This window comes from Pseudomonas paraeruginosa PA7 (assembly GCF_000017205.1).
GTDB classification, from domain to species: domain Bacteria; phylum Pseudomonadota; class Gammaproteobacteria; order Pseudomonadales; family Pseudomonadaceae; genus Pseudomonas; species Pseudomonas paraeruginosa.
On the sequence record NC_009656.1, the window covers coordinates 2,004,804 to 2,025,574 of the forward strand.

20 protein-coding genes are annotated in these 20,771 nt (G+C 45.3%); all 20 read left to right on the forward strand.

Annotated elements, in window-relative coordinates:
* Window positions 1–172: 172 nt before the first annotated feature.
* The 20 genes from PSPA7_RS30415 (at window position 173) to PSPA7_RS09485 (ending at window position 20,771) form a co-directional block, all read left to right on the forward strand.
* Window positions 173–1,153, forward strand: coding sequence for an NAD-dependent 4,6-dehydratase LegB (locus PSPA7_RS30415; protein WP_012075025.1), 981 nt, complete (start codon window positions 173–175; stop codon window positions 1,151–1,153).
* A 7-nt stretch (window positions 1,154–1,160) separates the two neighbouring features.
* On the forward strand, window positions 1,161–2,312 hold the full coding sequence (locus PSPA7_RS09430) for a LegC family aminotransferase (protein WP_033895361.1): 1,152 nt from the start codon (window positions 1,161–1,163) through the stop codon (window positions 2,310–2,312).
* The gene (gene neuC, locus PSPA7_RS09435) at window positions 2,309–3,463 is read left to right on the forward strand and encodes a UDP-N-acetylglucosamine 2-epimerase (protein WP_012075026.1); all 1,155 of its coding nucleotides are present in this window, start codon (window positions 2,309–2,311) and stop codon (window positions 3,461–3,463) included. Before PSPA7_RS09430 ends, neuC begins: the two co-directional genes overlap by 4 nt.
* Before the next feature lie 3 nt (window positions 3,464–3,466).
* Window positions 3,467–4,552, forward strand: coding sequence for an N-acetylneuraminate synthase (gene neuB, locus PSPA7_RS09440; protein ID WP_003150869.1), 1,086 nt, complete (start codon window positions 3,467–3,469; stop codon window positions 4,550–4,552).
* 35 nt (window positions 4,553–4,587) lie between these two features.
* Window positions 4,588–5,217, forward strand: coding sequence for an acetyltransferase (locus PSPA7_RS32970; protein ID WP_227495454.1), 630 nt, complete (start codon window positions 4,588–4,590; stop codon window positions 5,215–5,217).
* Between the two features lie 19 nt (window positions 5,218–5,236).
* Window positions 5,237–6,283, forward strand: coding sequence for a nucleotidyltransferase family protein (locus PSPA7_RS09445; RefSeq protein WP_003150871.1), 1,047 nt, complete (start codon window positions 5,237–5,239; stop codon window positions 6,281–6,283).
* Window positions 6,280–7,290: a Gfo/Idh/MocA family protein gene (locus PSPA7_RS30875; protein WP_003150874.1), complete on the forward strand. Its 1,011-nt coding sequence runs from the start codon at window positions 6,280–6,282 to the stop codon at window positions 7,288–7,290. Before PSPA7_RS09445 ends, PSPA7_RS30875 begins: the two co-directional genes overlap by 4 nt.
* Window positions 7,287–7,985, forward strand: coding sequence for an acylneuraminate cytidylyltransferase family protein (locus PSPA7_RS30425; RefSeq protein WP_003150876.1), 699 nt, complete (start codon window positions 7,287–7,289; stop codon window positions 7,983–7,985). The genes PSPA7_RS30875 and PSPA7_RS30425 overlap by 4 nt, the downstream gene beginning before the upstream one ends.
* Complete coding sequence (locus PSPA7_RS30430) at window positions 7,979–8,737, forward strand: oxidoreductase (protein ID WP_003150878.1); 759 nt, start codon at window positions 7,979–7,981, stop codon at window positions 8,735–8,737. Before PSPA7_RS30425 ends, PSPA7_RS30430 begins: the two co-directional genes overlap by 7 nt.
* Before the next feature lie 70 nt (window positions 8,738–8,807).
* Complete coding sequence (locus PSPA7_RS31970) at window positions 8,808–10,073, forward strand: hypothetical protein (protein ID WP_012075029.1); 1,266 nt, start codon at window positions 8,808–8,810, stop codon at window positions 10,071–10,073.
* Between the two features lie 61 nt (window positions 10,074–10,134).
* Window positions 10,135–11,364 carry an MATE family efflux transporter gene (locus PSPA7_RS30880; RefSeq protein WP_012075030.1) on the forward strand — a complete coding sequence of 410 codons (1,230 nt, stop codon included), beginning with the start codon at window positions 10,135–10,137 and terminating at the stop codon, window positions 11,362–11,364.
* An 18-nt stretch (window positions 11,365–11,382) separates the two neighbouring features.
* Window positions 11,383–12,687: a hypothetical protein gene (locus tag PSPA7_RS31975; RefSeq protein ID WP_012075031.1), complete on the forward strand. Its 1,305-nt coding sequence runs from the start codon at window positions 11,383–11,385 to the stop codon at window positions 12,685–12,687.
* On the forward strand, window positions 12,684–13,826 hold the full coding sequence (locus tag PSPA7_RS09460; RefSeq protein ID WP_012075032.1) for an N-acetyl sugar amidotransferase: 1,143 nt from the start codon (window positions 12,684–12,686) through the stop codon (window positions 13,824–13,826). Before PSPA7_RS31975 ends, PSPA7_RS09460 begins: the two co-directional genes overlap by 4 nt.
* Window positions 13,823–14,437, forward strand: a complete 615-nt coding sequence (hisH, locus tag PSPA7_RS30885; protein ID WP_003150886.1) for an imidazole glycerol phosphate synthase subunit HisH — start codon at window positions 13,823–13,825, stop codon at window positions 14,435–14,437. Before PSPA7_RS09460 ends, hisH begins: the two co-directional genes overlap by 4 nt.
* A 1-nt stretch (window position 14,438) precedes the next feature.
* Window positions 14,439–15,221, forward strand: a complete 783-nt coding sequence (locus PSPA7_RS09465; RefSeq protein ID WP_012075033.1) for an AglZ/HisF2 family acetamidino modification protein — start codon at window positions 14,439–14,441, stop codon at window positions 15,219–15,221.
* Window positions 15,222–15,254: 33 nt separating this feature from the next.
* Window positions 15,255–16,289 carry a polysaccharide biosynthesis protein gene (locus PSPA7_RS09470; RefSeq protein ID WP_003150889.1) on the forward strand — a complete coding sequence of 345 codons (1,035 nt, stop codon included), beginning with the start codon at window positions 15,255–15,257 and terminating at the stop codon, window positions 16,287–16,289.
* A 3-nt stretch (window positions 16,290–16,292) separates the two neighbouring features.
* Window positions 16,293–17,414 (forward strand): UDP-2-acetamido-2,6-beta-L-arabino-hexul-4-ose reductase, encoded by a 1,122-nt coding sequence (gene wbjC / locus PSPA7_RS30890; protein WP_012075034.1) that lies wholly within the window; start codon window positions 16,293–16,295, stop codon window positions 17,412–17,414.
* A 10-nt stretch (window positions 17,415–17,424) separates the two neighbouring features.
* The gene (wecB, locus tag PSPA7_RS09475; RefSeq protein WP_025297833.1) at window positions 17,425–18,555 is read left to right on the forward strand and encodes a non-hydrolyzing UDP-N-acetylglucosamine 2-epimerase; all 1,131 of its coding nucleotides are present in this window, start codon (window positions 17,425–17,427) and stop codon (window positions 18,553–18,555) included.
* A 9-nt stretch (window positions 18,556–18,564) separates the two neighbouring features.
* Window positions 18,565–19,818 carry a glycosyltransferase family 4 protein gene (locus tag PSPA7_RS09480; protein ID WP_012075036.1) on the forward strand — a complete coding sequence of 418 codons (1,254 nt, stop codon included), beginning with the start codon at window positions 18,565–18,567 and terminating at the stop codon, window positions 19,816–19,818.
* Window positions 19,815–20,771 carry a UDP-glucose 4-epimerase family protein gene (locus PSPA7_RS09485; protein ID WP_012075037.1) on the forward strand — a complete coding sequence of 319 codons (957 nt, stop codon included), beginning with the start codon at window positions 19,815–19,817 and terminating at the stop codon, window positions 20,769–20,771. The genes PSPA7_RS09480 and PSPA7_RS09485 overlap by 4 nt, the downstream gene beginning before the upstream one ends.

Consider the following 20,771-nt stretch of genomic DNA (forward strand, 5'->3'; position numbering starts at 1 on the left):
GAAAGGTGTGTGCGGTTACGAATGTTGTGAAGTTGAAGGTTAAGATGCGAAGGGGGCATGTCTTAGCATCGGAAGGCCATTTGAGATTTTCTTGTGCTATCATAGTAAGGTAATAATTTCGGTTCATTCGCTTGTGCAGAAGCGTTCGTTATCGATTGTTTAGGAAGGAAATATGAAAAAAGTTTTGGTTACTGGGGCGGATGGGTTTATTGGTTCACATCTCACGGAGCTGTTGGTTGGTGAAGGCTATGAAGTAAAAGCTTTGTCTCAATATAATTCTTTTAACTATTGGGGTTGGCTTGAAGATGTTGCTTGTCTTAAGGAAATTGAAGTTTTAAATGGAGATGTGCGCGATCCTCATTATTGCAAAAAAATTACAAAAGATGTTGATGTGGTTTTTCATCTTGCTGCTCTTATTGCTATTCCATATTCTTATGTGGCTCCGGATAGTTATTTGGAGACCAACGTTAAAGGGGTTATAAATATTTGCCAGGCTGCCTTGGAGAATGGTGTTCAGCGGGTTGTTCACACTTCAACTAGCGAAGTTTATGGTACTGCTCAATATGTGCCAATTGATGAGAAGCACCCGCTTCAGCCGCAATCTCCCTACAGTGCGTCAAAGATTGCGGCAGATGCTATGGCAATGAGTTTTTTTAATGCCTTTGATCTTCCAGTCACTATTGCTCGTCCATTTAATACTTATGGACCTAGGCAGTCAGCTAGAGCTGTTATTCCCACTATAATTGCTCAGATCGCAAAAGGTATGAAGCAGATAAAGCTAGGAGATGTGTTTCCAACCCGTGATTTTAACTATGTGATCGATACTTGCAGAGGGTTTCTCGAATTGGCGCGTTGCGAGAAAGCCATCGGTGAGACTGTAAATATTGGGTCTAATTACGAAATTTCTGTTGGCGATACATTGAAACTCATTCGGGAGTTGATGGGGAGCGATGTGGAGTTTGTTACTGACGACCAGCGCTTGAGGCCAGAGAAATCAGAAGTCTTTCGTCTTTGGTGCGATAACTCCAAAATTCATGAGTTGACAGGTTTCGAGCCTACCTACTCGATTCGAGAGGGTCTGCAAGAAACAATTAACTGGTTTGTTCGCCCAGAAAATTTGGCGAAGTATAAGGCCGACCTCTACAACGTCTGAGGCTCTCATGTTTGATGCGTTAATTGATTTTGTTCGTGAGCAATACCGCACTCATGATTTCATTCCTTTGCATGCTCCGGTTTTTTCTGGAAATGAAAAGAAATACGTTGTCGAAACTGTAGATTCGACTTTTGTGTCGAGCGTAGGCGCTTTCGTTGAAAAGTTCGAAAATAATATAGCAACCTATACTGGGTCGCCGAGAGCAGTAGCTACGGTTAACGGTACGGCAGCTTTACATGTTTCTTTATTGCTTGCGGGGGTTAAAGCCGGTGATTTGGTTATCACTCAGCCCCTTACATTTGTCGCTACATGCAATGCGATTGCATATTGCGGCGCAGAGCCTGTGTTCATTGATGTAGACCGACATACCCTGGGTCTTTCTCCGCTAGCGCTCGCAGCTTGGCTGGACGAGCATGCCCGTTTGGATAATGATGGAGTATGTAGGACCAAGGTTGGAGATCGTATATTACGTGCTTGTTTGCCAATGCATACTTTCGGCCACCCGGTTGAGTTGGACGCCTTGCTTGAGGTTTGTGGGCGTTGGGGGTTGATTGTGATTGAAGATGCTGCCGAATCACTCGGAAGTCTCTACAAAGGTCGTCATACTGGTACTTTCGGTTCACTCGGCACATTAAGCTTTAATGGCAATAAAATCATCACCACTGGTGGTGGGGGCATGGTCCTGGCGGGGGAAGAGTTAGGAGCTAGAGCCAAACATATCACTACAACTGCCAAAAAACCTCATGCATTTGAATATGTACATGATGAAATTGGCTACAATTATCGCCTTCCTAACCTGAATGCTGCTCTAGGATGTGCGCAGTTAGAAAATTTAGAGTCGTTTGTAGCATCCAAACGTTTGCTGGCATCCCGTTATAAAGAATTCTTCGCTATGCACTCCGTTGAATTTGTCATAGAACCTTTGGGATGTCGCTCCAATTACTGGTTAAATGCGATTCTTTGCGAGAATCAGAGGCAGAGGGATTCTCTCTTGGAGATAACTAATAAGGTTGGAGTTATGACTCGACCTATTTGGAAACTCATGACGCATCTTCCCGTATATGAGAAGTACCGACGGGGTGAGTTGACGAATGCTTTATGGCTAGAAGAGCGGGTGGTAAACCTTCCGAGTAGCGTATTGCCGGAGCCGTTTCCTTGATTCGTAAAGTGGCGGTTTTTACAGGAAGCCGGGCTGAGTATGGTCTGCTGTATTGGTTGATGAAGGACATCGCATCCCACAATGAGTTGCAGTTACAGACTGTCGTTAGTGGAATGCATCTCTCTCCCGAGTTTGGTGAGACTTGGAGAGCAGTTGAAAGTGATGGTTTTTCTATTGATGCTAAAGTAGAAATGTTACTTTCTTCTGATACTGACGTTGGCGTGGCTAAGTCTATGGGTGTGGGAATCCTAGGTTTTGCTGATGCGCTTGATCGCCTCCGTCCGGATATTCTCATTATTTTAGGCGATCGTTTCGAAGCGCTTGCCATTGCCCAGGTGGCCCTAGTAATGAAGATTCCCATCGCTCATTTGCATGGTGGGGAAATCACAGAGGGTGCTTATGATGATGCTATCCGTCATGCCATCACGAAGTTTTCTTATCTACATTTTACGTCTACTGAGCAATATCGCAAGCGAGTGATCCAGTTAGGAGAATCGCCTGAGAGAGTTTTCAATGTCGGAGCAATAGGGCTGGATCATCTTCTCCGAACATCAAAAATAAGCCGCGAAGCCTTATCCGAAAGTCTCGATTTTGATTTGTCCTCTCCGTATCTACTGGTCACTTATCATCCAGTAACGCTTGCTGAGGAAGAGCCGCAAAGCACCTTTCGAGCTTTAATGCAAGCCTTGGATTGTTTTCCAAGTTATAATGTTATTATCACTTATCCAAATGCTGATAATGGCGGGAGGACGATTATTCCATTAGTGGAAACCTATGCGCGCCAATCGGCGGGACGCGTCAAAGCCATTCCATCGTTAGGTTTCAAGCGATACCTGAGTGCTGTAGCCATGGCTAGTGCGGTGGTTGGCAACTCTTCTAGCGGTATTATTGAGGTGCCGACGTTTGGTATACCGACTGTTGATATCGGAGCACGTCAGAAAGGCCGATTGGCAGCTGAATCGGTGATTCACTGTGCAGCTGATGCGTTATCGATAGAGGATGCTCTGCGGCGTGCTTTGACGCCTGAGTTTGCAGAGAGCTGTAAAAAAGTTATCAATCCTTATGGAGCAGGTAATACTTCTCAGCGAATTGTCCATATCCTCGCCTGCTCTGAGGTGAACTATAATAAGCCCTTCTATAACTTGAGCTAAATTATGAAAGCGCCAGATGAAAGAGCGGTTTTCGTTATTGCGGAAGCTGGGGTCAATCACAATGGTGATCGGGATCTTGCTTTCAAACTAATTGATGTAGCGGCGCAAGCAGGGGTCGATGCAGTAAAATTCCAGACTTTTAATGCCAAGCGGCTGGCATCTCGCTCTGCACCAAAGGCAAATTACCAAAAGCATACTACTGATGTAACTGAAAGTCAGTTAGCAATGTTGAAGAAGCTTGAGCTACCAAAAGAGTGGCATTTCGAGCTGCAGGCGCATGCCCACCATAACGGTATTGAATTTATTTCTACCGCGTTTGACTCGGACAGTCTAGCCTTTTTAGCCGAAATGCAGTTGCCTTTTTTCAAGGTGCCGTCGGGAGAACTTACTAATGGACCACTCCTATGGGCATTCGCGAAAACAGGTAAACCTCTGATTCTATCTACTGGTATGGCCACATTGAGTGAAGTTGAGCAGGGCCTAGCCATCGTGGCCCATGCTTTGTCATGCGATAATGAGCCTAAAGATATGGACGAGGTGTGGAGACTTTGGAGTAATCCTTCTGTTCGAATGCAATTACAAGGACATGTGTCTTTACTGCATTGCACCTCCCAATATCCAACCCCTCCTGACGAGGTGAACCTTTTGGCAATGGACACGCTGAGAAGCTTTGGTCTTGCCGTCGGATATTCAGACCACACTGAGGGGGGGCTGGTGCCGATTGCAGCGGTTGCCAGGGGGGCGTGCATCATCGAAAAGCACTTTACTCTAGATCGTTCAATGCCGGGGCCTGACCATAAAGCTTCGCTGGAACCCGGCGAGTTGGCCCAAATGGTTGCTCAGATTCGCATGCTTGAGGTTGCGTTGGGAAGTCCCTACAAAGCACCGCAACCTAGCGAGTGGGATACACGTCAAGCTGCACGGCAGCAGGTGGTTGCGGCGCGTGACATCGAAGCGGGTATGATTATTACTCGGGATGACCTGACAACCGCGCGTAGCGGGCATGGTTTGCCACCGACCTCTCTTTGGGAACTGGTTGGCAGCACCAGCAAGCGTGCCTTTCTGGCAGGGGAAACACTGGAAAAATGAGGCCTTCAATGCCCGTAAGTATGCCGCTTGTCCTGATGGGGGCAGGAGGGCATGCGAAGGTATTGTATTCGTTGATTAATGCGTGTGGACTATCCTTACTGGGCGTTTGCGATCCAGGCCTCGCTGGAGCGGGGACAAGCCATTGGCGAGGTGTGCCAGTACTTGGAGGTAACGAGGTGCTCGAAACGCTCGATCCTGACTCCGTAAGACTAGCTAATGGGATCGGACAGGTGGTTGGCAAAAACGTACGCCAGCGTATTTATGAGCAAGCCCGCGAGAAGGGGTTCATATTTCCACCTCTGGTGCATCCTTCCGTTTGGCTTGATGAATCAGTGACGCTGTTCGATGGTTCACAACTGATGGCGGGAGCCATAGTTCAACCAGATGTCAAAATTGGCTGTAATTCTCTGATTAACACTAACGCGAGCTTGGATCATGACTGTCAGATTGGTGATCACGTCCATGTCGCACCTGGATCAGTGCTATGTGGAGGGGTAGTTGTCGCTACTGGGGCTTTCATCGGGAGTGGAGCTACGGTGATTCAGGGAATTACTATCGGTGAGCGTTCAATTGTTGGGGCCGGTACGGTAGTTGTCAGAGATGTGCCGGAAAGGAGCATCTTGACCGGACCTTCAGTGCGGCCGAGGCCGTTGGCAGGCGATTGATTTTTAGAGAAGGAATGCAATGAAGCAGTGGGAAAAAGCGCTCATTACTCTGGATAGCACGATAGAGGACGCGATCACTACTTTGGATCGAGTTGCGATGCGAATTGTCATGATCGTGAACGACCAGCGACAGTTGCTTGGAACCCTTACGGATGGAGATGTAAGAAGAGCTCTGCTTAAGCAACTACCGCTGAATACGCCAGTAGGGAATGTAATGTGCAAAACCCCTAGAACGGCCGAGCGGGATTGGGGGCGAGAGCGTATCCTGTCCGTGATGGAGAAGTACTCTCTTCTCCAGTTACCGATTATCGACGAGAAGCGTAAGGTAATTGGTTTACAAACTTTGCATGACTTGCTGAACAAGCCTCGTTTGGATAACCCGGTTTTTCTAATGGCGGGAGGCTTTGGTACACGTCTCCGTCCACTAACTCATAATTGCCCGAAGCCTCTTTTGAAGGTGGGTGAAAAACCAATTCTCGAAATAATATTAGAGCGTTTCATTGGAGCTGGCTTCCATCGTTTCTTCATTTCTACCCATTATATGCCAGAAATGATTCGTGAGCATTTCGGCGATGGAAGTCGGTGGGGTGTCAGTATCCGCTATGTACATGAAGAAACTCCACTTGGGACAGGTGGGGCATTGGGTTTACTACCCCATCATGAGATAGACTCTCCGTTATTTCTCATGAATGGTGACTTGTTAACAACCTTGAATTTCTTGAATCTTCTCGAGTTCCATACTGCGCACGGTGGTGTGGCAACTATGTGTGTGCGTGAGTACGAGTATCATGTGCCTTATGGCGTAGTGCAAAGTGATGGGCACCGCATAAGCTCAATGGTTGAGAAACCTGTGCAAAAGTTTTTTATCAATGCTGGAATTTATCTACTTTCACCAGGTCTCGTAAAAAGTGTTAAGGCTGGCACCCGGATTGATATGCCTACTTTATTAGAACAGGAAATTGAGCGACAGCAGGCAGTAAACATGTTTCCGGTCCATGAGTATTGGTTAGATATCGGGCGCATGGAAGACTTTGTGCGGGCACAACAAGAGTTCGCATCTTTATGACAAGCAACGAGTGTTTTCTGATAGTTGGCAGCGGAAGCATAGCACGCCGACATATGAGAAATATACAGTCTACTTATCCGCAGGCCAAGATAGTATGTGTCTCTGCCTCAGGTAGAGAGTTGAACTCAAATGAATTGCCTTCAGGTGTATCAGCTCTCGGTTCTTTGCATGACGCTTTGCAGGTAATCCCCACTTTTGCCATTATTGCTTCTCCAGCTCCTTTACATGTAGAGCAGGCGAGTCTTTTGGCTTCGAGTGGTGTCTCGATTTTAGTTGAAAAACCATTAAGTGATTCATTGGTACGCTTTGCCTCTCAGGGTGGAGCTTCGCTGAACGGAAAACGTATTCTTGTTGCATATAATCTTCGTTTTATGCCTTCAATAAGAGTATTCAAGCAGTATATTGATAGTGGGAAGCTAGGGCGAATTCATTCTGTAAGTTGTGAAGTTGGTCAATATCTTCCCGACTGGAGACCAGATAGTGACTATCGAAAAAATGTTTCTGCACAACGCACCTTAGGCGGTGGTGCTCTACTTGAGTTAAGTCACGAACTAGACTACCTTCAGTGGCTCTTTGGACCCGTTGCCAATGTCTATTGCATAGCACGAATATCTGGTGCATTAGAGTTGGACGCGGAAGATACTGTTGATGCCTTGCTCGTATCCCAAAAGGGCTATGTCATCAATCTACATATGGATTTTCTGCAGCGAACTGCGACACGTAAATGCAAAGTGGTTGGTGAGCATGCTTCTCTGGAATGGAATATTTTAGATAACAGTGTTGTTTTGTACAGTTCATTGGGTAAAAAACAAGTACTTTACAGTGACCAGGAATATGATCGGAATAGAATGTATATAGATGAACTACTTCATTTTGTCGACGTTGCGAAAGGAAAATCTTCGGCACTGGTAACGATAGAACAAGGACTTGAGACATTAAAGTTGGTTGAGGCGCTGAAGCGGTCTTCAGCAAGCGGAAAGGTCATTTCTCTTAGGGATTTCTCATGACGACAGCTTATTCTTTCATCTTTGCGCGTGGGAATTCCAAAGGACTTCCAGGAAAAAATATAAAGATTCTGGGAACAAAACCTCTGCTCGCACACTCTATCGATGTCGCTAGGTCTGTTCGAGAAATAAGTAAAATATTTGTCTCAACTGATTGTAAGGCTATTGCCGACGTAGCTCAGCAATATGGGGCGGAAGTCATCTGGCGTCCTGAAGAGTTAGCAACTGATAACTCTCCGGAATGGCTTGCATGGCAACACGCTATAAAAACCTTGCGCGACAGGGGAGATCAATTTGATTTATTTGTTAGCCTGCCCGCGACCAGCCCATTACGTAGTACTGAAGATGTCCAAAACTGTATTTACGGCATAGACGAAAATGTTGACATAGTCGTCACTGCTACACCAGCGGCTCGAAGTCCTTATTTCAATATGCTTGTGCGCGATGAGCGAGGCATAAGTACGACTGTTTGTTCTGGGGATACCATTTATCGTCGGCAGGATGCTCCAATGGTATATGACATGACTACAGTAGCATACGTTACTCGGCCGGAATACATATTAGGAAATGAGAGGCTTTTCGCGGGAGTTGTTAGGTCAATTGTTGTTCCTCGAGAGCGTGCCATAGATATTGATGACATTTATGATTTTAAAATGGCCGAGATGTTGATTATGGAAAAAGAGTCTAATATATGTTGAACGGTAAGAGAGTGTTGATTTCTGGCGCCGGAGGGCTGCTCGGTACTCGTTTGGTAGAACGATTACTATCGGAGAACTCCATAGTTATTGCTGCTGATTTAGATGTTGAATTACTTCGTGAGCGTCTGAAGGCCATCGGTATTTCAGAACATTCCAGTTTATCTCTGGAAAAGTTGGATTTAAATGATTCTGAAGAGGTTATGTTTTTTTTTAACGCTCTACCTTGTTTGGATGGAGCAGTAAATTGTGCTTATCCCAGGAACAAACAATATGGGCGAAAGTTTTTTGACGTTGAGCTAAAGGATTTTAATGAAAATCTTTCCCTCCACCTGGGGGCTTCATTCTTATTTATACAACAATGCGCTAAATTTTTTGAGAAACACAAGACGCCATTCTCTCTTGTAAATATATCCTCAGTTTATGGAGTAGCGGCTCCGAAATTCGAGATATATGAAGATACTTCAATGACCATGCCGGTAGAATACGCAGCTATAAAATCGGCGCTTATTCATCTTAGCAGATATGCAGTATCTTTTGTCGGTGATAGTAACTTTCGGTCTAATTGCGTTAGCCCTGGCGGGATATTAGACAGCCAGCCTAGCTCCTTCTTATTAAGTTATCGTGATGAGTGCTTGGGTAAGGGGATGTTGAATGTAGAAGATGTGCTTGGAAGTATAGTCTTTTTGCTTTCTGACCAGTCAAAATATATGAACGGACAGAATTTGATTATAGACGATGGGTTCACTTTATGAAGTGTAGCTTTATCATTAAGCTAATAGCTAGGGGTCGACGTCCTATTGTGCAAGACATGGCGTACAATAAATGACTCTATTCTTTTCCTCTGCTTTTATGGTTTTTTCTTTTCTGCTCTTCAGAAATAAGAAAATTATATGCCCGTCTAATGTGGTTTTTGGGAATTACTTCCTATATTTGGTTTTTCCAGCTACGCTTTTTTATATACTCGAGTGGCTGTCTTGGGATTATGTCTTGCCATGGGGGAAGCTCAATGATTGGGCATCTGTCTCGCAGGAAGCCATCCTAGCTTATCTATACGTATTTACACTCTTTTTCCTATTTACACGATTTTTTGAAACGCTTTTTGATCGAGTTGAAAGATCGGAAATTATATATGAGTATCGCGCCAGACCTTTAGCGATATTCCTTTGTGCATTATCTCTTCTTATTGGGTGTATTTATTTTCTTCAGGTGACGGGAGGGTTGGATTCATGGGTAGAAAATTATAGTGAAACCTATCTTTCTAAGAAGAAAGGATACGGTTTGCTTAATTTCTTTTTAATAATGTGGTCAAATTTTCTAGCGTTTTGGTTGGGTTTCTATTTTAAAACTTCTCATCGAAAGAGTTGGTTCTTGGTTGTTTTCGTACTTTTAGTTTTGGGTTTTTGTGCTTATGTCCAAGGTATAAAAAGTCGAATATTTCTATTTGGTATATTTTTTAGTTTACCTTGGCTAGCAAGCGCTCGTTTGAGTCTGAAACAAGGTATAGTATTGTTTCTAGGGTTTATGTTTCTTTTTTCTGGTGCGATGTATGTTCGCTCCAATGGCTTCTATAACTCACCAGAGATGCTGTTAGAGTATTTTTTAACTTATTTTAATACCATATTTTTACATGACATGATTCTGCATGACATGCAACCAGACTATTTAGCGACTATGTCCTTTCCGCTTAACAAATGGTTAACTTTTATTGGGATACCTTCTCCTGACTATTTGCATGATATAAGCCGTTGGCTTACTTCTATTTATTTTCCTTCTCAATGGTTTAAGGAATCTGCTACTCAACAGTGGCCAATAGAGACTGAACTCTATTTAAACTATGGGGCATATATATTCTGGAGTATACCTATTTTTATATACTCGCTCTATATGTGTGCTCTTTATTCTCTAAGATTCAGAGGGGGCCCTGTTCTGCTCTTTATCTTTATGGCCGAGCTTTTTTTATTCTTGAGCATGTTTAGAGGAAGCATGTTGCAATGGATCTATATTTTCCACGTGCTTTTCTATCTTATGCTTTTGGTAGGGCAGCGATTGTTATTCATTCGTATTAAAAGCCGAGGCATGCTTGAATGAGCGGCTGTAGGAAAAATAATTGGTTAAATAGACCAGGGGCTCGTTTTTTGGGGAAGTTGCTGTGAGCCGAATTTTGAATATCGGTTTGCGTGGTCTAACTCTATTAAATAAATTTCTTTTAGTCTTTTTCCTGGCGCATTTCATGAATGCCGAGGATGTTGGCATTTATGGTCTTGTGGCTGCGACTATTGGTTATGGAGTGTATGTAGTCGGATTTGAATTCTATAATTACTCTAATCGTGAGTTAGTCATCGCTCCACAGAGTGAATGGTTACCCTTGATACGAGATCAATTTCTCCTATATCTCCTAATATATGTAGTGACTTTGCCTTTTATTGTTACAGTCTTTTGGGGTGGATGGCTTCCTTGGCCGTATTTTTCAATTTTTGTGACTCTTTTGTTACTTGAACATATTGCCCAAGAGTTCAATAGAATATTGGTTGCTGCTTCGAAGCAATTATTGGCAAGCGTGGTTCTTTTTGTTCGTAGCGGAATCTGGTGCTTAGTAGTTATTCTATGTATGTGGTTCGATCCAGTTTTTCGAACGCTACAGTTCACTTTCTATAGCTGGATTATATCTTGCTTGTTCGCATGTATTATAGCGATTTATCAAATTCTTCGCTTAGGTAAATTGCGTGGCAGCCGCCCAGTAAATTGGACTTGGATACGAAACGGGATTAAAGTGGCTTTACCATTTTTGCTCGCTAGCTTAGCCATACGGGGGATCTATACATTCGATAAATATTTTGTGGATAGTGTTTCAAATCTACAAGTGTTAGGTGCATATACGATCTTTGTAGGTATGGCTACCGCTGTCCTATCCTTTTTGGATGCAGGAGTTTTTGTTTTCTATATTCCTCGGCTAATAAGGTCCGCTAAGAATGAATCGACTCATGACTTTCAGAAAGTGATGCGTGAGTTAACTATTAATACTGTGATTGTAATATTTTTCCTTTCTGTTCTCTGTTGTTTCGCTGGAATCCTTATTAGTAATTGGCTTTCTTCACCTGTTTATAAAGAAAACTTAGATATGTTGTACTGGCTACTTTTCGCCAGTGCTCTTTATGGGCTCAGCACGATACCTCATCTAGGTTTGTATGCTTATGGTCGAGATAGACCAATATTACATTCCCAATTATGTGGATTTTGTGTCTTCATACTCTCTGCCTACTTATTTTCTTCCTCTTGGGGAGTAAGCTCTATTGCAGTCTCAATGGCTATTTCATTCTTTTTTATCTTTGCTTGGAAAATATCTGCATATTTTTCTTTTGTTAAGGATGCAAATAATTAATTTAATTTTGAGGTTATTGTGAATAATAATCTGCGAAGAATTTTGATTGAATACATCTTGGCGACGAGAAATGAAATTAATATAGATGTACATCTTTATAAGTTAAGTGGTTTACAACCGCGCGAACTTGGCTATCTTCCCCGCCCAAGCAAAGGTCTAGGATTTGGTAAAGTAGGAGTATTCTTTTTCTACTTGTTGCGTTACTTTTGGCGCTATGGAGCGGCTTATTTTTTCTTTTATCTTGAATGGCTGCGCCTGCGTGGTAAAGTTAGAAAAAATGGAGCCTTCCCATCTTTGAATTTTGATGTTTTCGGATTAGCGTTTTCTTATAGGGTAGCAGATCTAGCATCTTCAAGCATAAAGGGGAAGAGTTTCTGTTGGCTGACCGTTCCTTGGATTAGTTTTGAGTTGGGAGAGGATAGAGCGATAAGCCTTTTTGAGTTTCTTGATAAGGATGACTTGCGTCGAGCTTTCATATTGTCTTGTATGGCGGTGCGTAAGTTAACTATTTTACGAAAGACAAGAAATTGGGAGCTTCAGGGATATACTGCATTCCGTTGGTTTTGTGTACGTTTTGCTTTAGATAAATTGCCGGCAAGCTATTTTCTAATTGGAGAGCACTTCGATCGCTGGGCTGTTCTTGTTGATGCTGTGGTTTCAGCGAAGAGGCGAAATAAATCGGTAACTAATTCGGATAATGGCATTATTATGCTACAACATGGTTCATTGGCTTCTCTGGGCGAATGTAACTCTGTTGAGGAAACGGACTTTCCAATAAGTTTGCCTGTTCGCCTACGGAATGTTGTAAAGCTATACGTATTTGATGATGCTTCAAGATTTATCTTTCGTAGATATATCTTTTCAAAGCTTTGTGCGCTCAGGGATGAAAGCGTAGTTATATATAAACCTCGGCTAAACTTGACGCACTTCAAGCATACCAGACCTGTGAATATTTTATTTGTAGGGCATCCTTTGTGTGAAAGTGCACATGTTGATATTTTTCGGGGGCTCACAGATGAGTTTGTTGTCGGCTTCTATTACAAGCCTCATCCGGTTAATCCATGTTCTTCGAAGGTTTTCAAGGAAGAATGGGTTGTCATCCGCGATAAGGCGCTTTTCCCGAAGGTAGATATGTTGATTTCCTATCCGTCCACTCTGGTGGAGGAGTACGAGTCGATGGGGATTCCTGGTATCATTCATCCTCTAAACATTCAACCCTCTTCGGTGGGGGAAGTATGTGATTCGGCCTCGCGGCTATTGGAGGCGCTAGGCTGCGAAAGGAAGGTTGACCGACAGGGCCAGGAGTTTTTGAGGAAAAAATGAGCAACCACAGCTACAAGATTTGCACGCGCTGCATCATGGATACGTCCGACCCCCATATTCATTTTGATCAGCAAGGTGTCTGTGAGTACTGTCAAAATTTTGACGAGGCAATCAAGCCAAATTGGCACACTGATAAGCATGGCGAAGCTGAGCTCAAGCGTTTGGCCGAGGTGATCAAACGAGATGGGAAAGGGCGTGACTTTGACTGCATTATTGGTTTGAGTGGCGGTCTTGATAGCTCCTACGTCAGTTATGTGGCGAAGGAAAAAATGGGGTTACGCCCTTTATTGTTTCATGTCGATGCTGGATGGAATACGGATCAAGCTGTCGGCAATATTGAGAAACTTGTAGATGGGCTGGGGCTAGATTTATATACAGAGGTGATTAATTGGGAGGAAATGAAGGACCTCCAAGTCGCTTTCTTGAAATCTCAGATTTCAGATCAAGACCTGCCTCAAGATGCTGCGTTCTTTTCAGCACTCTATAAGTTTGCTCGTGCTCATAAAATCAAATATGTTTTGACTGGCGGAAATTTTTCTACTGAATGCTGTCGTGAGCCGGAGGAGTGGGGGGGGTATCCAGGGATCGATAAGCGTTTATTTAAGGACATACATAAACGGTTTGGGACTCGTACGCTGAAGACCTTCCCTATAGTAGATATACTTGCGTACAAAATCTATTATCGATATGTTCTGGGGATGCAGGTGATAAGGCCTTTAAACCTGCTCCCTTACGTTAAGAAAGATGCAGAGGAAACCCTTCAGCGCTTATACGGTTGGCAGTCATTTCAACATAAGCATCATGAGTCACGTTTTACTCGTTTCTATGAAGACTACTGGTTGCCCCGAAAGTTTGGTTATGAAAAAAGAAGGGCGCACTTCTCTAGTTTGATCATGACTGGCCAAATGACGCGCGAAGAGGCACTTGAACGTATTTCGAAACCAGAAATGGATGAGAACTTTCTACACTCTGAGTTTGAATACGTGGCAAATAAGCTAGATCTTTCCATCGAGGATCTTCAGTTTATTTTTGATGGAGAGAACAAGACATTTCATGATTATAAGAATAAGCATTTCATGATAGGGCTGGGTGCTCGAATTATGAATACTCTGGGTTTGGAACGTAGGTTATTCAGATGATCACTATTATTGACTATGGGATCGGTAATATACAGGCATTTGTCAATGTCTACAAACGTCTGCATATACCTGTGCAGGTGGCTCGTGTAAATTCTGATCTGAAGAACGTAGAAAAACTAGTCCTTCCCGGGGTGGGTTCATTCGATCATGCCATGCTGCGATTTACTGAGTCTGGAATGCGTGAAGCTGTTGAGTTTTTGGTGAAAGATAAAGGTATACCCGTTCTTGGTATTTGTGTGGGTATGCAGATGCTGGCTGACAGAAGTGATGAGGGTAAGTTACCAGGCTTGGGTTGGATTCCTGGCCACGTTCGTTCTTTTCGCTCCGTAACTGGGCTGCAAAATATTGCAATGCCACATATGGGGTGGAATGACGTAGTATCGGTTGGTAACAATCCTCTGTTTAATGGCTTGGAACAGGGGGCGCGCTTCTATTTTTTGCATTCTTTTTACTTTGAAAGCTTGTATCTCGAACATGCCGCTGCGGGAACTTTCTACGGGCATGACTTCAATAGTGCAGTCTCAAGGGACAATATTTTCGGTGTCCAGTTTCATCCCGAGAAAAGCCACCACTTTGGGGTCAAGCTCCTAAAGAATTTCGCGGAACTCTGAAATGCTAAAGCCTAGAATAATTCCTTGCCTGCTCATGCAAGATGGCGGACTTGTCAAAACCGTACGTTTTAAGGATCCACGGTATATCGGTGATCCGATTAATGCGGTCAAGATTTTCAATGAGAAAGAAGCGGATGAGCTGATTATCCTTGACATCGATGCTACCTCGCAGGGTAGAGAACCTGATTATAAGAAGATTGCTAACCTTGCTGCCGAGTGCCGTATGCCGTTGTGCTATGGTGGAGGTATTCGTAAACCAGAGCAAGCGCGTTTAATTATTTCCCTAGGTGTCGAAAAAGTAGCAATCAGTGCTGCTGCAATTGAGGACGTAAACTTAATATCTGAAGTTGCTGAAGAAATAGGTCGGCAAAGTGTAGTCGTTGTTCTAGACCATAAGCAGCGACTATTGAGCAAACAGCATGATGTTTGGACACACAACGGGACACATAATACCAAACGCAATGTCATTGACGTGGCGAAGCAGATGGAGGATGCAGGTGCCGGTGAGATCGTGCTCAACTCAATTGACAACGATGGACGGATGTGTGGTTACGAGATAGCGCTTGCCGTCCGTTTACGGGAAGCAGTGAATGTACCTGTTACAATACTTGGTGGCGCCGGTTCGCTGAAGGATATGGGGAGCTTGATTGCAGCCTGTGGAGTGGTTGGTGCTGCGGCTGGCAGTCTTTTTGTGTTTAAAGGCAGCTATCGAGCCGTCCTGATTAACTATCCCAGTTTCCAGCAAAAAAACGATGTAATATTTTCGGTACTGAATTCCCGATAAAAAGGGCGGCCTGCATTCAACTCAGGGCTCATTATGTTTAGCGGAAAAAGACTTCTTATTTCAGGTGGTACGGGTTCTTTCGGTAATGCTGTGCTTAAACGTTTTCTCGACACAGATATTGCGGAGATCCGTATATTTAGCCGTGACGAAAAAAAACAGGATGATATGCGGAAGCATTATGCCAATAGTAAATTGAAGTTCTATGTTGGCGATGTGCGGGACTATCAAAGCGTGCTCACCGCTACGCGCGGGGTTGATTATATATTCCACGCTGCCGCGCTAAAACAAGTTCCTTCGTGTGAGTTTCACCCGATGGAGGCTGTCAAGACTAATGTTATCGGGACAGAAAATTTACTTGAAGCAGCGATCCAGAATGACGTGCGCCGTATTGTTTGTTTAAGCACGGATAAGGCTGTTTATCCCATCAATGCCATGGGAATCTCCAAAGCTATGATGGAAAAGGTGATGGTTGCTAAATCACGTAACCTCGAAACCACCTCAACTGTCATTTGCGGCACTCGTTACGGCAACGTGATGGCTTCGAGAGGATCGGTGATTCCCCTGTTCATTGAGCAGATGCGCTCTGGCAAGCCGCTGACCATCACGGATCCCAGCATGACCCGCTTCATGATGACGCTTTCTGATGCGGTGGATCTGGTGTTATATGCGTTTGAGCATGGCAATAATGGGGATCTGTTCGTACAGAAAGCTCCAGCTGCTACGATCGAGGTATTGGCTAAGGCGCTGACCAGCTTGCTCGGTAAACAAGACTATCCGATCAACGTAATTGGCACCCGGCATGGCGAGAAGCTCTATGAGGCTCTCTTGAGCCGTGAGGAACTGGCTTGCGCCGAAGACATGGGTGACTATTATCGCGTGCCGCCGGATCTGCGCGATTTGAATTACAGCAAGTTTGTAGAGCAAGGTGAAGAAAAGATTTCCCATACGGAAGACTATAATTCACATAATACCGAACGTCTGGATGTCAAGGGTATGCAGGAACTGTTATTGAAGCTTGACTTTGTTCGTGCGATACAACGGGGTGAGCAGGCAAACCCCGAGGAGTAGATCATGAGGGTCTTGATAACCGGCGCAAATGGTTTCGTAGGAAAGAATCTCACCGCGCATCTGGCCGAGCGGGGGGATGTCGAGGTTGTAACCTTTACGCGTGAAAGTAATCTCCAAAGCTTGCCAGAAATGCTTGGCTCGATTGACTTTGTTTTTCATTTGGCTGGTGCCAATCGACCCGAGAATCCAGAGGACTTCAAATCTATAAATTCTGATCTGACCAAGACGCTGTGTGATGCCATTCGGGCAACTGGTCGTTCCATTCCTCTAATTTATACCTCTTCAACACAAGCGGAGTTGCAGAATAGCTATGGCTTGAGTAAGCGCGATGCAGAGGAATACATTCGAAGACTGAACTCCGAAACGGGCTCGCCTGTATATATATTCCGTTTACCTAACGTGTTTGGGAAGTGGTCGCGCCCTAATTACAACTCTGCGGTGGCGACTTTTTGCTATAATATTTCCAGGGATCTTCCTATTCAGGTAAATGATTCTTCGGCTCAAGTAACACTTGTATATATTGATGATGTAATCCAGAAATTTCTGGCTGTCTTGGACGCTCCAACCGCTACTCATGATGTCAGTGTCGAGCCACAATACAAGATTACCGTGGGTGATCTTGCCAAGCAGATACATGCCTTCCGTGATAGCCGAAAATCGCTCGTTACGGAACAGGTGGGAGTAGGTCTGGTACGGGCCTTGTATTCCACCTATTTGAGTTTCCTCCCTGTAAATCGCTTCAGTTACGACCTGCCAATGTATGGCGATGCAAGAGGAACCTTTGTTGAAATGTTGAAAACGCCCGATGCTGGGCAGTTCTCATTCTTTACTGCGCATCCTGGCGTCACTCGTGGTGGACACTATCATCATTCCAAAACGGAGAAGTTCCTGGTGATCAAGGGGACTGCCCGCTTCAAGTTCAGGAATATTTCTACTGGAGCATTTCACGAATTATGCACCCGTGGTGAGAAGGCTGAAGTCGTCGAGACAGTTCCAGGCTGGACGCATGATATAACGAATATTGGTTCCGAAGAGATGATCGTCATGCTCTGGGCGAACGAAATATTTGATCGTGAGCGTCCGGATACCTATGCTTGCCCGGTTGGCGAAGTAAGTGATTTGTAACGAGGCTCTGATGAAGAAGTTAAAGGTTGTCACGGTAGTAGGTACGCGCCCCGAGATCATTCGCCTCTCTCGTGTAATGGCGAAGCTCGACGAGTATTGTGACCATGTTCTCGTCCATACTGGGCAGAATTATGACTATGAGCTCAACGAGATATTCTTTCAAGACCTAGGAATCCGAAGGCCGGATCACTTCCTGAACGCTGCTGGTGTATCCGGAGCGGAAACCATTGGAAATGTAATTATTGCCGTCGATCGAGTACTTTCGGTAGAGCAGCCAGACGCCTTGCTGGTATTGGGAGATACGAATAGCTGTATGGCGGTGCTATCCGCCAAGCGTCGAAAGATCCCAACTTTCCATATGGAAGCGGGCAATCGGTGCTTTGATATGCGCGTTCCCGAAGAGATAAATCGACGAATTGTCGATCACACCGCAGATATCAATCTCACTTATAGCACCATCGCTCGGGACTACTTGTTGCGGGAAGGTTTGCCCCCCGATATGGTTATCAAAACCGGTAGTCCGATGTTTGAGGTTTTGAACTACTATAGGGATGGTATTGAGAGCTCTGATGTGCTGGCGCGGCTGGGCCTGGAGGAAAATAAATTCTTTGTGGTGAGTGCGCATCGAGAAGAAAATATCGACTCTGAAAGCAACTTCCTTTCGTTGGTCGAGACCCTGAATGAAATTTCGGAAAAGTATGACTTTCCCGTAATTGTTTCCACGCATCCGAGAACGATGAAGCGTGTAGAGGCAATGGGCGTCAGGTTTCATGCCAATGTGCGCTTGCTCAAGCCGTTGGGTTTCAAGGACTACAATAAGTTGCAATTGTCGGCCAAGGCGGTTCTTTCCGACAGCGGTACGATCAACGAAGAATCCTCGATCCTGAATTTCCCCGCCTTGAATATACGTCAGGCTCATGAGCGGCCGGAGGGCATGGAGGAAGCAGCGGTGATGATGGTCGGACTCGGTCGCGAGCGCGTACTGCAGGGGCTGGAGATTCTCGAGAGCCAGTCTCGTGGAGCTAGCCGGCTGCTTCATCTTGTGCATGATTATAGTTGTGATAACGTTTCTGAGAAGGTAGTGCGGATTCTCGTAAGCTATCGGGACTACGTTATGCGCACCGTTTGGAAGAAGTACTAGATTCTCGTTATGGATAAGACGAAGCTCAAGGTTTTAGTTGTTACGCAGTATTTTTGGCCAGAAAATATGCGTATTAACGACTTGGTCGCTGACTTTGTTGGGAGAGGGCACGAAGTTACGATTTTGACGGGGTGCCCAAACTATCCCGAGGGCCGGGTCTTTTCCGATTTCAAAGAGAATCCGGCTAGCTATTCCCGCTATCTTGGTGCTTCGGTGATCAGGGTTCCCATGCTTCCACGCGGGCTGCGTAGCATACAGCTTGCCTTGAACTACTTGTCTTTCTTCATGAGTGCCTCTTTTTTTGGGGCGTTCAGACTAAGAAGAAAGAAATTTGATGTGGTCTTTGTTTACGCTGTTTCACCAATAATGGCAGCCATACCTGCGATTGTCATTGGGCGTCTAAAAAGAGCACCCGTATTTGTCTGGGTACTGGACCTTTGGCCAGAGACATTAAGGGCAGTGGGGGTCCTCAAGAGCGATCGAGCTCTTTCTATAGTAGGCAGGGTGGTATCTTGGATCTACAATAGAACGGACTATATATTGGTGCAGTCAAAAGCCTTCATGGATAATGTGGCGAAGTATTGTACCAAGACCATACCCGAAGACAGGGTTATCTATTTCCCGAGTTGGGCCGAGGATGATTTCTCCAATAATGAATCGGCGAGTTCCACCCTCTTGGAAAGAGATGATTCCGTTTTTACCCTTCTGTTTGCGGGAAATGTTGGAGAGGCGCAGGATTTTCCCTCCATTCTGGATGCCGCGGAGCGTCTCCGCCAGGATGTTCCCATGCGTTGGGTGATCGTTGGTGATGGCCGCGCAAGTGCATGGCTTAAGGCCGAGGTTGCAGCCAGGGGGTTGGATAATGTGCTGCTGCTGGGCCGGCATCCTCTTGAGGAGATGCCGCCGCTCTTTGCCTTGGCGGACGCTCTATTTGTGTCGCTGAAGACTAATGAAGTATTCGAAAAGACCATTCCAGGGAAGGTTCAAGCCTACTTGGCTTCCGGCAAACCGGTGATCGCAATGATAGATGGAGAGGCATCCAGGGTGATCTCCGAGGCTGGTGCTGGCTACGCATGCGCTTCCGGCGACGTGGAGGCTCTGGTGGACATCATTCGTCGAGCCGCGGCTCTGACGGGGGAGCAGCGAGAAGGACTCGGTAGAGCCGGGCGAGAATACTATGAATGCAATTTTTCGAAGCGAACACTTTTGAGTCGCCTGGAGGGACTCTTCATTGACGCACGCTTGAGAAGGGATGAAAAATGAACAAGGTTTTATTGACCGGTGCTTCAGGATTCGTGGGTAAAGCATTGGCAGGTGAACTTCTTCGGCAGGGATATGCATTGAACATGGCTTTCCGACGGATTCCTTCAAAGGTGCTAGAAGGCGCTGTCGCTATTCCGGTAGGGAATATCGAGGGTGACACCCTTTGGAGTGATGCTCTTGCAGGCGTCGATACCGTCATTCATAGCGCTGCTCGTGTTCATGTGATGAATGACCATGCTCTCGATCCTTTAGCTGAGTTCAGAAAGGTGAATGTCGAGGGAACACTGAATCTCGCGCGGCAGGCAGCGGCCGCGGGAGTCAAACGTTTCGTCTTTGTCAGCTCCATCAAGGTGAATGGCGAGTCTACGACGGCGGACAGTCCATTCAAGCCCGACGATGTTCCAGCTCCTTCCGATCCCTATGGAATCTCCAAGCTCGAAGCTGAAATCGGTCTGCGGCAGGTGTGTGAAGAGGCAGGGATGGAATATGCCATTGTTCGTCCTGTTCTGGTCTACGGCCCTGGAGTGAAAGCCAATTTCCTCAATATGATGAAGTGGTTGGACAAAGGTATTCCTTTGCCCCTTGGAGCCATAAAAAATCGGCGCAGTCTGGTGTCGCTGACAAACTTGATGGATATGCTGATTACCGTAGCGAGTCATCCTGCTGCTGCTAATCAGGTATTTCTTGTAAGTGATGGGGAGGACCTGTCTACCACTGGTCTTTTGCGAAGAATGGCGGCAGCAATGGGAAAAAGAGCGAATCTGCTGCCAGTCCCTGAATCGTTGCTGAAGACTGCAGCCCTCTTGTTAGGGAAGAAGTCTGTAGGTCAGAGGCTCTGCGGGTCTTTGCAGGTCGACATCTCTAAGAATAAGCAGTTGTTGGATTGGAATCCGCCGCTTTCTGTGGACCAAGGTCTGCAACGGGTCGCTGAATATTACTTGGAATATCGCTGA

Coding starts and splice junctions, on each gene's coding strand:
- PSPA7_RS30415 (WP_012075025.1), top strand. CDS start 173: ATGAAAAAAGTTTTGGTTACTGGGGCGGATGGGTTTATTGGTTCACAT.
- PSPA7_RS09430 (WP_033895361.1), top strand. CDS start 1,161: ATGTTTGATGCGTTAATTGATTTTGTTCGTGAGCAATACCGCACTCAT.
- neuB (WP_003150869.1), top strand. CDS start 3,467: ATGAAAGCGCCAGATGAAAGAGCGGTTTTCGTTATTGCGGAAGCTGGG.
- PSPA7_RS32970 (WP_227495454.1), top strand. CDS start 4,588: ATGGGGGCAGGAGGGCATGCGAAGGTATTGTATTCGTTGATTAATGCG.
- PSPA7_RS09445 (WP_003150871.1), top strand. CDS start 5,237: ATGAAGCAGTGGGAAAAAGCGCTCATTACTCTGGATAGCACGATAGAG.
- PSPA7_RS30875 (WP_003150874.1), top strand. CDS start 6,280: ATGACAAGCAACGAGTGTTTTCTGATAGTTGGCAGCGGAAGCATAGCA.
- PSPA7_RS30425 (WP_003150876.1), top strand. CDS start 7,287: ATGACGACAGCTTATTCTTTCATCTTTGCGCGTGGGAATTCCAAAGGA.
- PSPA7_RS30430 (WP_003150878.1), top strand. CDS start 7,979: ATGTTGAACGGTAAGAGAGTGTTGATTTCTGGCGCCGGAGGGCTGCTC.
- PSPA7_RS31970 (WP_012075029.1), top strand. CDS start 8,808: ATGACTCTATTCTTTTCCTCTGCTTTTATGGTTTTTTCTTTTCTGCTC.
- PSPA7_RS09460 (WP_012075032.1), top strand. CDS start 12,684: ATGAGCAACCACAGCTACAAGATTTGCACGCGCTGCATCATGGATACG.
- hisH (WP_003150886.1), top strand. CDS start 13,823: ATGATCACTATTATTGACTATGGGATCGGTAATATACAGGCATTTGTC.
- PSPA7_RS09465 (WP_012075033.1), top strand. CDS start 14,439: ATGCTAAAGCCTAGAATAATTCCTTGCCTGCTCATGCAAGATGGCGGA.
- PSPA7_RS09470 (WP_003150889.1), top strand. CDS start 15,255: ATGTTTAGCGGAAAAAGACTTCTTATTTCAGGTGGTACGGGTTCTTTC.
- wbjC (WP_012075034.1), top strand. CDS start 16,293: ATGAGGGTCTTGATAACCGGCGCAAATGGTTTCGTAGGAAAGAATCTC.
- wecB (WP_025297833.1), top strand. CDS start 17,425: ATGAAGAAGTTAAAGGTTGTCACGGTAGTAGGTACGCGCCCCGAGATC.
- PSPA7_RS09480 (WP_012075036.1), top strand. CDS start 18,565: ATGGATAAGACGAAGCTCAAGGTTTTAGTTGTTACGCAGTATTTTTGG.
- PSPA7_RS09485 (WP_012075037.1), top strand. CDS start 19,815: ATGAACAAGGTTTTATTGACCGGTGCTTCAGGATTCGTGGGTAAAGCA.